This window comes from Parasphingomonas halimpatiens, assembly GCF_036663795.1.
Taxonomy (GTDB): Bacteria; Pseudomonadota; Alphaproteobacteria; order Sphingomonadales; family Sphingomonadaceae; genus Sphingomonas.
Map to the genome: position 1 here is coordinate 64,770 of NZ_JAXOJP010000026.1, position 12,390 is coordinate 77,159.

General features: G+C 66.4%; 16 protein-coding genes and 1 pseudogene. 9 read left to right on the forward strand and 8 right to left on the reverse strand.

All coding sequences use genetic code 11. The features are described from left to right. Window positions 1–37 precede the first annotated feature (37 nt). From U1839_RS20255 to U1839_RS20270, 4 genes are read left to right on the forward strand one after another with little or no spacing between them, the layout of a single operon-like run. Window positions 38–607 carry a CvpA family protein gene (locus tag U1839_RS20255; RefSeq protein ID WP_332805402.1) on the forward strand — a complete coding sequence of 190 codons (570 nt, stop codon included), beginning with the start codon at window positions 38–40 and terminating at the stop codon, window positions 605–607. Beyond that, on the forward strand, window positions 604–1,035 hold the full coding sequence (locus U1839_RS20260; protein ID WP_332805388.1) for an iron-sulfur cluster assembly scaffold protein: 432 nt from the start codon (window positions 604–606) through the stop codon (window positions 1,033–1,035). The genes U1839_RS20255 and U1839_RS20260 overlap by 4 nt, the downstream gene beginning before the upstream one ends. Further along, window positions 1,032–2,813: a cation:proton antiporter domain-containing protein gene (locus tag U1839_RS20265; RefSeq protein ID WP_332805389.1), complete on the forward strand. Its 1,782-nt coding sequence runs from the start codon at window positions 1,032–1,034 to the stop codon at window positions 2,811–2,813. Before U1839_RS20260 ends, U1839_RS20265 begins: the two co-directional genes overlap by 4 nt. Further along, window positions 2,810–3,142 (forward strand): DUF423 domain-containing protein, encoded by a 333-nt coding sequence (locus U1839_RS20270; protein ID WP_332805390.1) that lies wholly within the window; start codon window positions 2,810–2,812, stop codon window positions 3,140–3,142. Before U1839_RS20265 ends, U1839_RS20270 begins: the two co-directional genes overlap by 4 nt. A gap of 18 nt (window positions 3,143–3,160) precedes the next feature. On the opposite strand, the gene aroB is transcribed toward U1839_RS20270, so the two are convergent. Further along, the gene (gene aroB, locus U1839_RS20275; protein WP_332805391.1) at window positions 3,161–4,258 is read right to left on the reverse strand and encodes a 3-dehydroquinate synthase; all 1,098 of its coding nucleotides are present in this window, start codon (window positions 4,256–4,258) and stop codon (window positions 3,161–3,163) included. Beyond that, window positions 4,255–4,794: a shikimate kinase gene (locus tag U1839_RS20280; protein WP_332805392.1), complete on the reverse strand. Its 540-nt coding sequence runs from the start codon at window positions 4,792–4,794 to the stop codon at window positions 4,255–4,257. Before U1839_RS20280 ends, aroB begins: the two co-directional genes overlap by 4 nt. Window positions 4,795–4,876: 82 nt before the next feature. On the opposite strand from U1839_RS20280, the gene U1839_RS20285 reads away from it, so the two are divergent. Genes U1839_RS20285 through U1839_RS20300 form a run of 4 tightly spaced genes read left to right on the forward strand, consistent with a single transcriptional unit; the run spans window position 4,877 to window position 8,732 of the window. Beyond that, on the forward strand, window positions 4,877–5,014 hold the full coding sequence (locus U1839_RS20285) for a hypothetical protein (RefSeq protein ID WP_281124887.1): 138 nt from the start codon (window positions 4,877–4,879) through the stop codon (window positions 5,012–5,014). A 16-nt stretch (window positions 5,015–5,030) separates the two neighbouring features. Next, on the forward strand, window positions 5,031–6,866 hold the full coding sequence (locus U1839_RS20290) for a hypothetical protein (protein WP_332805393.1): 1,836 nt from the start codon (window positions 5,031–5,033) through the stop codon (window positions 6,864–6,866). After that, window positions 6,863–7,771 carry a tyrosine recombinase gene (locus U1839_RS20295; protein ID WP_332805394.1) on the forward strand — a complete coding sequence of 303 codons (909 nt, stop codon included), beginning with the start codon at window positions 6,863–6,865 and terminating at the stop codon, window positions 7,769–7,771. Before U1839_RS20290 ends, U1839_RS20295 begins: the two co-directional genes overlap by 4 nt. 13 nt (window positions 7,772–7,784) lie before the next feature. After that, window positions 7,785–8,732 carry an acetyl-CoA carboxylase carboxyltransferase subunit alpha gene (locus tag U1839_RS20300; RefSeq protein WP_332805403.1) on the forward strand — a complete coding sequence of 316 codons (948 nt, stop codon included), beginning with the start codon at window positions 7,785–7,787 and terminating at the stop codon, window positions 8,730–8,732. Between the two features lie 25 nt (window positions 8,733–8,757). On the opposite strand, the gene U1839_RS20305 is transcribed toward U1839_RS20300, so the two are convergent. The 3 genes from U1839_RS20305 to U1839_RS20315 all read right to left on the reverse strand — a co-directional run bounded on the left by U1839_RS20305 (window position 8,758) and on the right by U1839_RS20315 (window position 9,478). Continuing rightward, window positions 8,758–8,928 (reverse strand): Flp family type IVb pilin, encoded by a 171-nt coding sequence (locus U1839_RS20305; RefSeq protein ID WP_332805395.1) that lies wholly within the window; start codon window positions 8,926–8,928, stop codon window positions 8,758–8,760. Between the two features lie 73 nt (window positions 8,929–9,001). Beyond that, window positions 9,002–9,169 (reverse strand): Flp family type IVb pilin, encoded by a 168-nt coding sequence (locus tag U1839_RS20310; RefSeq protein ID WP_176495699.1) that lies wholly within the window; start codon window positions 9,167–9,169, stop codon window positions 9,002–9,004. Between the two features lie 129 nt (window positions 9,170–9,298). After that, a complete protein-coding gene (locus U1839_RS20315; protein ID WP_332805396.1) occupies window positions 9,299–9,478 on the reverse strand; it encodes a Flp family type IVb pilin in 180 nt (59 codons plus the stop codon). A gap of 62 nt (window positions 9,479–9,540) precedes the next feature. Here U1839_RS20315 and U1839_RS20320 point away from each other — a divergent pair, with 62 nt between their 5' ends. Continuing rightward, the gene (locus U1839_RS20320) at window positions 9,541–9,963 is read left to right on the forward strand and encodes a (deoxy)nucleoside triphosphate pyrophosphohydrolase (RefSeq protein WP_332805397.1); all 423 of its coding nucleotides are present in this window, start codon (window positions 9,541–9,543) and stop codon (window positions 9,961–9,963) included. An 806-nt stretch (window positions 9,964–10,769) separates the two neighbouring features. On the opposite strand, the gene U1839_RS20325 is transcribed toward U1839_RS20320, so the two are convergent. The 3 genes and pseudogenes from U1839_RS20325 to U1839_RS20335 all read right to left on the reverse strand — a co-directional run. Then, complete coding sequence (locus U1839_RS20325; protein WP_332805398.1) at window positions 10,770–11,102, reverse strand: hypothetical protein; 333 nt, start codon at window positions 11,100–11,102, stop codon at window positions 10,770–10,772. Then, the gene (locus tag U1839_RS20330) at window positions 11,099–12,205 is read right to left on the reverse strand and encodes an IS5 family transposase (protein WP_332805399.1); all 1,107 of its coding nucleotides are present in this window, start codon (window positions 12,203–12,205) and stop codon (window positions 11,099–11,101) included. Before U1839_RS20330 ends, U1839_RS20325 begins: the two co-directional genes overlap by 4 nt. Before the next feature lie 91 nt (window positions 12,206–12,296). Next, a pseudogene (locus U1839_RS20335) lies at window positions 12,297–12,390 on the reverse strand (IS5/IS1182 family transposase); the annotation flags it as partial.

The window sequence follows — 12,390 nt, forward strand, 5'->3', positions numbered from 1 at the left end:
GGTCAGCACGACCCGAACGGTGGAACAGATTGACGCGATGGGACTGACCGCACTCGACATTCTCGTGCTGCTCGCGATCGGCGGGGCGGCGGTGCTCGGCTTCATGCGCGGCTTCGTCACCGAATTGCTCTCGCTGTTCGCCTGGGTGGCGATCGTCTTCCTGCTCAAGATTTTCCACACGCCGGTGACGCACATGCTGTCCGGCATGGTCGGCACCGTTACGGGGGCGGCCGTGCTGGCCTTTGCGCTGATCACTGCGGCGACCTATTTCGGTGGAAGGATGGTGGCCGGCGCGCTCGGGTCGCGCACGCGTGATTCGGTCCTCGGCCCGCTCGACCGCGCGCTCGGCTTCGGCTTCGGCGCGCTCAAGGGGCTGATCCTGTCGAGCCTCGCTTTCCTGCTCGTCGTGTTGGTCACCGACACTATGCGCGGCGGGCCGTCGCACCGCCCCGAATGGCTGACCATCGCGCGCACCTATCCGATGCTTAACGCGACCAGCGCGAGCATCGCCGATTTCGTCGATCGCCGCCGCAAGGGCGAACCGGTGTTCGGCACCGGCGGCAACATCAGCGCGCCGCGCGACGTGCCGGCGGAGAATCGCGAATGAACGCGCCGCTCTACAATGCCGAGGTGCTGCGGCTGGCGACGGGGAATCCCTGCGATGCGCGGCTGACCGTTCCGATGGGTTCGGCCGAGCGCCGCTCGGTGCTGTGCGGCAGCCGGATCATCGTCGATATCGACCTCGATGACGCCGGCCGCGTCGCCTCGGTCGGCATGCAGGTCAATGCTTGCGCCTATGGCCAGGCCGCGGCGACCTTGCTCGCGCGCCATGTCATCGGTCGTTCCGGCGCCGATCTCGACGCGATGCGCGATGCCGTTGCGCGCTGGCTGGCGGGCGAGGGTACGCTGCCCGATTGGCCCGGCCTCGATGCGCTGGCGGGGGTCGTCCCGCACAGCGCGCGCCATGGTGCGGTCCGCTTGCCGTTTGAGGCAGCGGCAGACGCGGCGCGCGCGGCGCAGGTTCTCGCGACATGACCGAATCCTTGCTCCTCGACGGCGTCATCCTGCTCGGCTCGGGGCTGATCTTCGTCCTGATCTTCCGCAAGCTCGGGCTCGGTGCCACGCTGGGTTATCTCGTTGCCGGCGCGCTGGTCGGACCGCAGGCGCTCGGGCTGGTCGGCGGTGCCGAAGCCAAGATCGGCGTGGCCGAACTCGGCATCACGCTGTTGCTGTTCATCGTCGGACTCGAACTCAACCCGACGCGGCTGTGGCGCCTCAAACAGGAAATCTTCGGCCTCGGCCTGATGCAGGTCGTCGCCTGTGGGCTCGCAGTGTCGGGCGTCGTATGGCTCGCCACGCGTTTTTCGGTCGAAGCGGCGCTGGCGCTCGGTCTGCCGCTTGCCCTGTCATCGACCGCGCAGGTCCTGCCGATGCTGCAATCCGCCGGTCGGTTGCGGACACCGTTCGGCGAGCGCGCTTTCTCGATCCTGCTGTTTCAGGATCTGTCGATCGTCCCGCTGATCACCATCGTCGCGGTGATGTCGCGCAACCCCGCCGCGCAAGCCGGGCCGCCGGGCTGGCTGCTCGGTATCTACACGGTCGCGGCCATTGTCGGGCTGATCCTCGCCGGGCGCTTCATCCTGCGCCCGCTGTTCCGCACCATCGGCAATATGGGCGAGCGCGAGATGTTCGTCTTTGCCGGTCTGTTCACCGTCATCGCCGCCGCCGCGACGATGCAGGCGCTGGGCCTCTCGACCGCGCTCGGTGCGTTCATTGCCGGCGTGATGCTTGCCGACAGCCCTTATCGCCACGAACTCGAGGCCGATGTCGAGCCGTTCCGCTCGATCCTGCTCGGCCTGTTCTTCCTCGCCGTGGGGATGATGCTCGATCTCCACGCCATTGCCGAGCGGCCGTTCTTCGTCATCGGCATGGCGGCGGCGCTGATCGTCACCAAGACAGCGATCATCATGGGCATCGGTCTGTTGTTCAGGATGCGCTGGCGCGGCGCGCTCGCGCTCGGGCTGCTGCTCAGCCAGGGCGGCGAGTTCGGCTTCGTGCTGTTCGCCCAGGCGCAGAACGCCATGCTGGTCCAGCCCGAGGCGGCGAGCCTGTTCGGTGCCATCGTCACGCTGTCGATGGCGACCACGCCGTTCCTGATGTCGGCCACCGCGCGGCTGCGCACCGAGCCCGACAGCAAGGAAGTGCGCGACGGGCCTACCGCCGACGGATCGAACGCGCTGATCGTCGGCTATGGGCGCTTCGGCCAGACCGTCGGCCAGATGCTCAACGGTGCCGGCGTGCCCGTCACGCTGATCGACACCGACATCGAGATGATCGACGTTGCCGGCGCCTTCGGTGCCAAGGTTTATTATGGCGACGGCACGCGGCTCGACCTGCTGCGCCAGGCCGGCGCGGCGGAGGCCGAGCTGATCCTGTTCTGCATCGACGGCGATCAGCTCAGCGCCGAGTTGATCGAGAGCGTCCACGAAGCCTTCCCCAAGGCGGCGATCTTCGCGCGCACCTTTGATCGACGCGCGCTGCTCAAGCTCAAGGGCACGCCGATCGCCGGCGCGGTGCGCGAGGTGCTCGATTCGGCGGTGCGCATGGCGCGCATGGCGCTCGACAATATCGGCATCTCGGCCGAGCATATCGACCGCACCGAGGATCTCTACCGCAAGCGCGACAATGAGCGGCTGCGCGCGCAGTTCGAAACCGGCGACCTTCGCGCCAAGATCGGCAACATCATCACCGAGGACGAGAGCGGCGTCGCGCTGGTCGAATCCCCCAATGTCCGGGAAAGCGATTGCGGATGAACCTCGTTGCGATCCTCGCCGCGCTGTCGGGCGCGATGGCCGTCGCCGCCGGCGCGTTCGGCGCGCACGGTGCCAGCGGGCAGGCCGCCGACTGGCTCAGGACGGGCGGGCAGTATCAGCTGATCCATGCTGCCGTGGCGTTGCTTGCATGGAAACTCGACGCGCGCGGCCCGGCATGGTGTTTCGTCGCCGGCGGAGCGATCTTCGCCGGTACGCTCTACCTCATGGCACTCGGCCTGCCGCGCTGGCTCGGTGCAGTCACACCGATCGGCGGCGCGGCGATGATCGGCGGCTGGCTTTGGCTGGCATGGGTGGTGGCCAGGCGCTGATCCGATAGGGTCCGCCGGTCAGGCGACGGCATCGAGGAAACGCGCGACGTCGTCCAGCGCCACATTCTTGTCCAGATAGGTCGCGCCGATCCCGCGCGCGAGCAGGAAGGGCAGGGTGCCGCCGTCCATCTTCTTGTCGTGCAGCATGTGCGCGACCAGCGTCGTGCCATCCGCGCCGACACCGGCGGCGGGCGCGCCATCGGGCAGGCTCACGCTGCGCAGATGTGCGCGGACACGTTCGGCGTCGCCCGCCGGCGCGAACCCGCGCGCTGCCGAATAATCGAACGCCATGGCTATGCCTGCCGCCACCGCCTCGCCGTGCAACAGCTTGCTGGAAAAACCCGTCTCCGCTTCGAGCGCGTGACCGAAGGTATGGCCGAGATTGAGCAACGCGCGCTTGCCGGTCGTCTCGCGCTCGTCTTCGGCGACGATCCGCGCCTTGGCGGCGACAGCGTGCGCGATGGCGTGGCGGCGCGCTTCGGCATCGCCGGCCAGCAAGGCGGCGCCATGTGCTTCGCACCAGGCAAAGAAATCGGTGTCGTCGATCAGGCCATATTTGACGACCTCGGCATAACCGGCGCGCAGTTCGCGAATCGGCAGCGTGTCGAGCACGTCAGGGTCGATCAGCACCAGCGCCGGCTGGTGAAACGCGCCGATCAGGTTCTTGCCCGCGCGCGTGTTGATCGCGGTCTTGCCGCCGACCGACGAATCGACCTGGGCGAGCAGGGTCGTCGGCACCTGGACGAAGCCGCAGCCGCGCTTGAGAATGCTGCAGGCAAAGCCGACCAGATCGCCGATCACCCCGCCGCCGAGCGCAATCACGTGATCGCCACGCTCGACACCGAGATCGAGCAACGTGTCGGTCAGCTGTTCGAGCATGTCCCAGCTCTTGCTGCCCTCGCCGGGCGGCAACACGATCGACTCGCTGGTAACACCCGATGCCGCCAGCGACGCCTGCAACGTGGCAAGGTGCACGGCGACATTGGCATCGCTGACGATCGCCATCCGCCGCCCGCGCGACAGCGGCGCGAGATGTTCGCCGGCGCGTGCGAGCAAGCCTGATTCGATCAGGACATCGTAACTGCGCTCACCGAGCGCAACGGGGATGCGGGTCATGGACGGAGCGCTTTCAGGATCGCGTTGACGGTCGATTCGTGCGGCGCCTGATGGCTGACGACATGGATCGGGGCGAGCGCATAGATCGGGTCGCGCACCTGCGCCAGATCGGTCAGCACGCTGAGCGGGTCGCGGTCGCGCAGCAGCGGGCGGTTGTCGCGCCGCTTCACGCGCTCGGCCAACACCTCGGGCGCGGCGCGCAGCCAGATTGCCAGTGCGTGATCGAGAATCAGCGCGCGCGTCTCTTCGTTGATGAACGCACCGCCCCCGGTCGCGATCACCTTGCGCCGGCCATCGATCAATCGGGAGATCACCCGCCGTTCGCCATCGCGGAAATAGGGTTCGCCGAAGCGGTCGAAGATGTCGGGGATCGACATGCCGGCGGCTGTTTCGATCTCGGTATCGGCATCGACGAACGGCAAATGGAGCCGGGCCGCCAGCCGCCGTCCGACGGTCGATTTGCCGACGCCCATCAGCCCGACCAGCACAATCGGCTGGCCGGTCCAGATCGCGGCGGGGGCGGGGCTTTGCAACATGAGGCGGGGGCTATACAGCGCGCTTGCGTCTCGGGCAAAGAAGCTCGTCCGGGTCGTGGGTCCCGGTTTGAAGGTTTTTCGCATGTCCCGCTCGCTGATCATTCTCATCGCTGTCGTGGTCGTGCTCGTTGCCGGCCTGTTCGTGCTGGCCGGGCGCTCGCACGAGAAGCCGCTGACGCATGTCGAGAAGGTGGTGCCGCTTGCGAATCTTTCGAGCTAGCGCTTCGCACCGGCGCGTGGGCCCTGGCATGGTTGCGGCGCGGCGCCACCGCGCCGTTGCCTTGCTCGCTGGAGCGGCGCTCGCCGCGCTGGGCGGGAGTGTCGCGCTCGGCCAGGACAGCGGGCGCAACCGCGACCGGCCCGAATCGATTCTGCCGCCAGGTTTCAACGATCCCGTCACGACCCCCGCGCCTGCGCCCGCACCGAGTGCTGCGCCGCGCCCGCAGGACGGCACGGTGATCACGACCGTTCCTGCCGCCCCGCTCGGTGCTGCGCCGCTCCCTGTGCCCGTTGCGAGCCCGACCGCCGCGGCACCTATCGTGTCGGTCGATCAGGCGATGCTGGCGCGCTACGAGGTGCCGCCTTATGCCCGTCGACCGATCGGTCTGCTCGGCGCGGCCGGGCCGGCCGACGGCGCGTTCGGCGTGCATGCCTTTGGCCGGACCGATGGGCGCTTCCTCGAAACGCTGATGCGCCGGCTCGATACGCCGATCGCGTCGCGCTGGGTGGCGATCGGCCTGCGCCGCGCGCTCGTCTCGCGCGTGATGACGCCGCCGCATGTCGATGGTGCCGATTTCGCGGCGGAGCGCGCCTGGCTGCTGCTGCGCATGGGCGAATCGGTCGCCGCACGCGATGTCGTCCAGTCGGTCGATACGATCGATTACACCCCCAAACTCTACCAGATGGCGATGCAGGCGTCGCTTGCGACCGGAGATCCGGCGGGGCTGTGCGCGCTCGCCGATACCGGCTTCGACAAGACGCATGAGGCGGGCTGGATCCTCGCGCGCGGCATGTGCGCCGGCCTCGCCGGCCAGCCGGCGCGTGCCACGCAATTGTTGACCGCGGCGCGCAATGACGGCGCCGCCGGTGGTATCGATCTGTTGCTGGCGCAGAAGATCGCCGGCAGCGGCGCCGGCGGCCGTCAGTCGGTGACGATCGAATGGGATGGCGTCGATCACCTCAACCCGTGGCGTTACGGCCTGGCCATGGCCGGCAATGTCGAGATGCCCGACTCGTTGTTGTCGGGGCTCCGTCCCGAAATGCGCGTCTGGCGCGCGCTGGCGCCCGGTCTGCCCGGTCCGGTGCGCGCACGTTTCGCCGATGCGGCGGCGGTCCGGGGTGTCTTGTCGAGCTCGGCGCTGGTCGATCTCTATGCCTCGGTGCTCGGCGACGACGATCAGTCGCTTGCCGAAGTCGGCGTGGCGCGCGATCTCGCAACCGCCTTCAACGGCGCCGACGCCCCGACCCGGCTCGGCGCGCTCAGGCAATTGTGGGACGAGCCAAAGACCGCCGACGGTAAATATGCCCGGCTGATTCTCACGGCGCGCGCAGCCGCGCGCATTCCGCTCGACGCCGCCAATCCCGATATCGACCGGCTCGTCGCTGCGATGCTGACCGCCGGGCTCGACATGCAGGCGCTGCGCTGGCGCGACAAGGCGTCGCGCGGCAGCGATGCCTGGGCGATGCTGACGCTCGCCGATCCGCAGCGTACCAGTTACAGCTTCGCCGACATCAGCGCCTATGCCGGCAGCGATCCCAGCGGACAGAAGCGGCGCATGTTGTTCGCCGGTCTGGCCGGGCTAGGCCGGCTGCCGGTTGTCGAGATCGAAAAGGGCGCGCGCTCGCTCGATATCGCCATTGGAAGCCAGAATGCCTGGACCCGGGCGATCTCGCGCGCCGCGCTGGCCGGCCAGCCCGGCACCGTGCTGCTGCTCGCCGGCATCGGCATGCAAACGCCGCTGTGGCGCGGCATTTCGCCCGAAGCGCTGTTCCACATCGTCGCGTCGTTGCGCGCCGTGGGGCTCGAGGGTGAGGCGCGGATGATCGCCGTCGAGGCGATGACGCGGCTTTGACGCCGCCCGGCAGCGACACCGCGCTGATCGAGCGCTTCCTCGAGATGATGGCGGCGGAGGCGGGGGCCGCGCCCAACACGCTCGCCGCCTATCGCACCGATCTCGTCCTGGCATCGCGCACGCTCGAGGGCCGCCTGGCCGCTGCCGATGCGCGCGACATCGCCCGGCTCGCCGACAGCTGGCAAGATTTCGCGCGCGCCACAGTCGCGCGCAAGGCGGCGGCGTTGCGGCGCTTCTATGCCTTCCTCGCCGATGAAGGGCATCGTGCCGACGATCCGGGCGCCGCGCTGCCGCGACCCGGCGCGCAACGCGGGCTGCCCAAAATCCTCAGCCATGACGATGTCGACCGGCTGTTCGCCGCGATCGCCGCGCGAATCGCGCGCGACCCGCCTGACCCCAACGACCTGCGTCTCTCGGCACTGGTCGAATTGCTCTATGGCTCGGGCCTGCGCGCGACCGAACTCGTCTCGCTGCCGCGCAACGCCATCGCCCCCGACCGACCTTATCTCATCCTGCGCGGCAAGGGCGGGCGCGAGCGACTCGTGCCGCTGTCCGACCGCGCGCGCGCTGCGGTGGCGCTGTGGCGTGCCCATGTTGCGACCGACCGGCCCTGGCTGTTCCCGTCGGGCCGCACGCATCTGTCGCGCGTCCGGCTCCATCAATTGCTCAAGGCACTGGCGGCGGAAGCCGGCATTCCGCCCGATCGCGTCAGCCCGCACGTGCTGCGCCACGCCTTCGCCACGCATCTGCTCGCCGGCGGCGCCGATCTCCGCGCCTTGCAGTTGATGCTCGGCCATGCCGACATCGCCACGACCGAAATCTATACCCATGTCGATGCCAGTCGGCTGGTCGAACTGGTCAACGCGCGCCACCCGCTCGTTGACGTGGCGCGACGCCGGCCCTAACCGCCGGCGCCATATGGCAAGCTTTCTCGATTTCGAAAAACCGATCGCCGAGCTGCAAGGCCGGATCGACGAACTGCGCGAGACCGCCGAGGGCGGCACCGTCGATATCGACGCCGAGGTCGGGCGGCTCCAGGCCAAGTCCGACAAGCTGCTGCGCGACACCTATGCCCGGCTGACCCCGTGGCAGAAGACGCAGGTCGCGCGCCATGGCGAGCGCCCGCACTTCAAGGACTATGTCGCCGGGCTGTTCGACGATTTCATGCTGCTGTCCGGGGACCGCGCTTTTGGCGACGATCAGGCGATTCTCGGCGGTTTTGCGACCTTTCGCGGCAAGCGCGTCATGGTCATCGGCCATGAAAAGGGCGACGACACCGCGAGCCGGCTGCGCCACAATTTCGGCATGGGCAAGCCGGAAGGCTATCGCAAGGCGATCCGGCTGATGCAACTCGCCGATCGTTTCGGTCTGCCCGTCATCACGCTGGTCGACACGTCGGGCGCCTTTCCCGGCGTCCAGGCCGAGGAGCGCGGCCAGGCCGAGGCGATTGCGCGCTCGACCGAGGCGTGTCTCGCGCTCGGCGTGCCGATGGTCTCGGCGGTGGTGGGTGAGGGCGGCTCGGGCGGCGCCATCGCGCTCGCCGCCGGCAACAAGGTGCTGATGTTCGAGCACGCCGTCTATGCGGTAATCTCGCCCGAGGGGTGTGCCTCGATCCTGTGGCGCACTGCCGACAAGGCGCCCGACGCGGCCGAGGCGATGAAGGTCACCGCGCAGGATCTCAAGGCGCTGGGCGTGATCGACACGATCGTACCCGAGCCGCTCGGCGGCGCGCATCGCGATCCGGCCACGGCGATCGCCTCGCTCGGCGATGCGTTGCACGGCGCGCTGAACGGCCTCGGCAATCAGGACGCTGCGCAATTGCGGCGCGCGCGCCGCGAAAAGTTCCTGGCGATCGGGCGCCTTTAGGCAATCCGAAAAGGGGTGAGGCCCTTTAGCTGGCCTTCATATTGCTCGAGACGTTCGTGAACGTCGTCTTGAGCTTGTTACCCAGACCTTGCATCGCGGCTATTGCCGCGACCGCGATGAGCGCGGCGATCAGGCCATATTCGATCGCCGTGGCACCGCGGTTATGCCGCAATGCCTTTACGATGACCTTAAGCATATCTTCCCCCCCGGTAAGAAAAAGGGCGGCGAAACCGTGTTTCGCCGCCCCGTTTCCGTAGCGAACTGAAAGCTTACGAAGCCTTCATGTTCGAAGATACGTTGGTGAAGGTGGTCTTGAGCTGGTTGCCCAGGCCCTGCATCGCGGCGATCGCGGCGACGGCGATCAGCGCGGCGATCAGGCCGTACTCGATTGCGGTGGCGCCCTTGCTGTTCTTGATGAAGTTGCGGATGGTCTTCATGATCTGTCTCCGTGGTTTCTAAAGCTTCAGTTACCCGGCCTTCCCGGTCTTCCGGGTCGACAACATCGGTTTATCGACGTGAGGTTGACAAAGATTTAAACGGCGCGACCAAAATATGGTGCACGGATATTAACCACCGCGCGCAACAAGCATCTTGTTGTTGACGTTGCCCCACATCGATGTCGTCGTGTTCGCGACATCCACCAGCGCAACCACCATGGTGATAACGACCAGCGAAATGATCAGGCCATATTCGATGGCCGTGCCGCCGCGCGTGTCGCGCAGCAGGATGATGATCTTCTTCAACATGCGGTTTCCGCTCCCAACGGCAAGACCGTGACAGACAAGCATAATGCGACCAGGGTTAACGAATGACTGAAGTGGTGGGTAAAGAAACGGGCGGCCATATTCTCGCGGTGGTTGCCGCGGCGCTGACCGACACGTCCGGGCGTGTGCTTGTCCAACGCCGGCCGCCGGGAAAGGCGATGGCGGGCCTGTGGGAGTTTCCCGGCGGCAAGCTCGAAACCGGCGAGACGCCGGAGTTCGCCCTGGCGCGCGAGCTGGGGGAGGAACTCGGCATCGTCGTCGCGCCGCGCGATCTCGTGCCGCTGACCTTCGCAAGCCAGCCGCTCGCCGATCGCCATCTATTGCTGCTGCTGTATCGCTGCACGGCGTGGATCGGGGAACCGCGGCCGCTCGACGCCGATGCCCTGCTGTGGCGCCGCCCCGACGACATGGCCGACCTGCCGATGCCGCCGGCCGATCTGCCCCTGGTCGCGTTTCTCAGCGGCTGATTCCGCATCTCGCGGATCAGCACCGATAGCCCCTCCCCTTCAGGGGAGGGGTTGGGGTGGGGCCTAGCTGCCCTAAAGGCCCCGACCACCATAGATGCCCCAAATCTTAGATAGCCTCCCCTTGTCTGCTTCCCAACCGACGTTCCACACGCTCGCAACCGGGAAACGCCGATTGTTGAATGTCGCGCATTTTCCGTGCGCGTCTGCCCGCACCGAAAAACCTTGTCGCTTCAGTTCGTCGGTCACATCCTGCTCGGACATTCCGAGGGGAAATCTCGCCACGAGCCGACTGTTGAAGACCCCTTCACCTTCTTCAAAATTTGCGGGGAGGTCACGTCCAATCTCAGGCGCACTTGGTCCGCATCCGAATAAGCTGAGTGCGGTGGCTAAGGGAAGCGCAAGCCTCATCCAGCAAGCATAGACGAGGTGGTAGTGACCGCAAATGGGGCGCTTGCCGCCAGGCAGCTTCTCTTCCCGACACCTGCCGGTCGGCTTTCGGGCGGGTCGTGCCGATCGACAGGCCGTGAACGGCCCGGCGTGGTGGTTTGCAGTCCGACAGCTTTCGAGAAGCAGAATTGCTGAAGCTGCCGTTCGCCGGATCAGTCGATGGCGGCAGCTAGGCACCCCATTTTCAGTCATTCGACCGCGCGAATCTAGGCCACAAAAGATGGTGTATCGCGGCGGCTGCATTTCGACCTTGGTGGAGATTGCAGCCCCTTCACATACGATGCCTGGATCGGGGTCGACAGCGTCGTGCTATGAACAACTGTCAGTCTTCGAGGAATTCTCAACCTCTTGCGGTAGCCTTAGCAGGCCGTTGAAGAAGTCCATTTTCGGGCGATGAAGGGATATTCGTCGCCTTGGCGGTAGCAGATTTCGCCGTGGAGGGAGCCATCGGGCTGGAGTTCGGCCGAGCCATCTCCGCATACCTCGGTCATTTCATCGCTTCCGTCCCAGGAGAAGTCGATGCTCGTGGCCTCGGTGTTGCTCGCTTCCCATATGTGTCCGGTGCAGCATCCGAAGGCAAACTCTCCCGCGCCATCGCCCTCGAACAGGATATAGGCCGGCTCGACCAGGTCGGGATAATCGGCCTCGAAGTCGGGCATCTCAACGATGCGCCATTTGCCCTTGAGGCTCATGCCGGCGCTCCCAGGAGCTTGGGCAGACGGACGAGGTTGTAGGCGGCCAAGGCGAGGGTGAAGACCGCATCGACCTTGGCCCGTCCTCGTAGCTTGACCTTGGCGAGGCGAGCGGAACCCTTGATCCAGCCGAACACCTCCTCGATGCGTTTGCGGCAGCATTGGCTGATGGCATAGCCGGGATGACGGGTCGTCCGCCGATCCATGGCGGTGGCGCGTGGCTTGCCGGTCTTCGAGAGATGCCCGTCGATCGCGATGTGCGGCGTGACCGTCCGCTCGCGTAAATCCTCGACGAACTGCCGCACGTCATAGGCCTTGTCGGCGCCGAGCGTGATGCGGCGGCGACGCGTCCGGCGATCCAGCATCGCAAGCGCCGCTTCCCGTTCGGCGGTGCCGCTTGCATGGGTGACCCCGCCGTCCACCGCCAGACCGTTGCGGTTCTCCATCATGGCGTGGCCGATATAGCAAAGCCTGGCAGGTTGGCCGTCGCCCTTCTTGTAGAGCCGTGCCTCGGGATCGGTCGTGCTCTGGTGGGTCTCGTTGGAGCGCTTCTCCTTGTGGAAGTCGCGCTCGGCATTGCGACCCGGACCGAGCCGGTCATCGTCACTCCCATCCTTGCGGCGAAAGCTCTTGATCGATGCCCATGCCTCGATCAGCGTGCCATCCACCGAGAAGTGATCGCTCGAGATCAGCCGCTTCACGCTTGGCTGTGCAAGGATCGCGCGCAGGAACTTGGCGGCGATCTCGCCACTGAGCAGCCGGTCCCGGTTGGTGCTGAAGCTCGAATGATCCCACACTGCCTCGTCGACACCCAGCCCGACGAACCAGCGGAACAAAAGGTCGAACTCGATCCGCTCCATCAACTGGCGCTCCGACCGTATCCCGTAAAACACCTGCAGCAGCATCGCCCGCAGCAACCGCTCAGGCGGTATCGAGGGCCGGCCAAAGCGGCGCGCGTAAAGCACCCCGAAATCCTCATCCAAAGCCGCCAGCGCCGCGTTGGTTATCTCCCGGATCCGCCGGAGCGGATGATCCGAACGTATCCGGGACTCCACATCGACATACGAGAATAGCGTTCCCGTGCGTTCATCTGATCCGCGCATCCGACCCTCCAGCCGGATCAGTGAATCACGATCATCCCGCTCACACCAGTGACTTCTTCAACAGCCTGTTAGAGCCTGATTCAAAAGTTTCTCAACTGATTGAGACTCTTGCGATTCTGCGGGTGATCATGCGGATGCTGGCGATGGTTGCCCATGCGGTCGAGCTTTCGATGGATCGTTCCCAG

Coding starts and splice junctions, on each gene's coding strand:
- U1839_RS20270 (WP_332805390.1), top strand. CDS start 2,810: ATGAACCTCGTTGCGATCCTCGCCGCGCTGTCGGGCGCGATGGCCGTC.
- U1839_RS20265 (WP_332805389.1), top strand. CDS start 1,032: ATGACCGAATCCTTGCTCCTCGACGGCGTCATCCTGCTCGGCTCGGGG.
- U1839_RS20255 (WP_332805402.1), top strand. CDS start 38: ATGGGACTGACCGCACTCGACATTCTCGTGCTGCTCGCGATCGGCGGG.
- U1839_RS20260 (WP_332805388.1), top strand. CDS start 604: ATGAACGCGCCGCTCTACAATGCCGAGGTGCTGCGGCTGGCGACGGGG.
- U1839_RS20320 (WP_332805397.1), top strand. CDS start 9,541: ATGACTGAAGTGGTGGGTAAAGAAACGGGCGGCCATATTCTCGCGGTG.
- U1839_RS20300 (WP_332805403.1), top strand. CDS start 7,785: ATGGCAAGCTTTCTCGATTTCGAAAAACCGATCGCCGAGCTGCAAGGC.
- U1839_RS20305 (WP_332805395.1), bottom strand. CDS start 8,928: ATGCTTAAGGTCATCGTAAAGGCATTGCGGCATAACCGCGGTGCCACG.
- U1839_RS20325 (WP_332805398.1), bottom strand. CDS start 11,102: ATGAGCCTCAAGGGCAAATGGCGCATCGTTGAGATGCCCGACTTCGAG.
- aroB (WP_332805391.1), bottom strand. CDS start 4,258: ATGACCCGCATCCCCGTTGCGCTCGGTGAGCGCAGTTACGATGTCCTG.
- U1839_RS20330 (WP_332805399.1), bottom strand. CDS start 12,205: ATGCGCGGATCAGATGAACGCACGGGAACGCTATTCTCGTATGTCGAT.
- U1839_RS20285 (WP_281124887.1), top strand. CDS start 4,877: ATGTCCCGCTCGCTGATCATTCTCATCGCTGTCGTGGTCGTGCTCGTT.
- U1839_RS20310 (WP_176495699.1), bottom strand. CDS start 9,169: ATGAAGACCATCCGCAACTTCATCAAGAACAGCAAGGGCGCCACCGCA.
- U1839_RS20315 (WP_332805396.1), bottom strand. CDS start 9,478: ATGTTGAAGAAGATCATCATCCTGCTGCGCGACACGCGCGGCGGCACG.
- U1839_RS20280 (WP_332805392.1), bottom strand. CDS start 4,794: ATGTTGCAAAGCCCCGCCCCCGCCGCGATCTGGACCGGCCAGCCGATT.